Here is an 849-nt window from a genome sequence, read left to right as displayed (position 1 = left end):
ATTTACGAGATAAGGCGACATCCAGTTTTACGAAGCCTCAGGCGCGAGCGCGCTGGAGAGCCTCCTCAAGATCCCGTAGGCGATAGCTGCGCCCTTTGATGTTGAGGACATGCGCCCGGTGCAGCAGACGATCGAGGATGGCTGTGGCCAGCACCTCGTCGCCGGCCAGCAGTTCGGTCCACTCCCGGATGCTCTTGTTCGTCGTAATCAGGATCGCGCCGCGGCCATAGCGGTAGGTCACCAGCCGAAAGAACAAGCTCGCCTCCTCGCGCGTCATCGGCTCGAAGCCGAGTTCGTCTACAATCAGCAGCGCCATGTTCATATATCGGCGCCGTTTCAGCTGCGCCGGCGGCAGGCCGGCATCGACCTTCAGGGCGGTCATCAGCTCGTCAAAGCGGTAGTACAAGACCGAGAACCCCATCTCGACCGCCCGGGTCCCGAGCGCCACCGACAGGTGCGTCTTGCCCACCCCCGGAGGGCCCTGCATCAGCACGGTTTCGGCATTGCGGATCCACGCACCTGTGGCGAGCGTGTCGATCCGCGAGCGCTCGATCGCCGGCTGGAAGGCGAAGTCGAAGTTCTCCAGCGTCTGGCCGATCGGCAGACCCGACATTTTCAACGAGGTTTTCACCCGCCGTCCTTCGCGTCCGGAGAGCTCCACCTCCAGGAGCCGGTCCAGAAAGGCATGCGGGGCCATCGCCTGGCTCACCGCTTCGGCCAGCAGATGATCGAGGTGCTCGGCCGCATAGGGGCAGCCTAGCGCCAGAAGCCGGTCGCGCGTCGTGTCGATATCCAGTCTGAGCTTGCCGGGGGTCATCGCGCCACCTCCGCCAGAGCCGCATAGAGATC

1 protein-coding gene is annotated in these 849 nt (G+C 64.0%); it reads right to left on the bottom strand.

The annotated features are described in order from the left end of the window. Positions 1-37 precede the first annotated feature (37 nt). A partial coding sequence (istB, locus tag FS320_RS44355; RefSeq protein WP_210252272.1) for an IS21-like element helper ATPase IstB occupies positions 38-849 on the bottom strand: 812 nt, incomplete at its 5' end.

This window comes from Microvirga tunisiensis (assembly GCF_009296175.1).
GTDB classification, from domain to species: Bacteria; Pseudomonadota; Alphaproteobacteria; order Rhizobiales; family Beijerinckiaceae; genus Microvirga; species Microvirga tunisiensis.
Note: the sequence above shows the minus strand (reverse complement) of the source record. Positions and strands in the feature narration are given on the sequence as shown.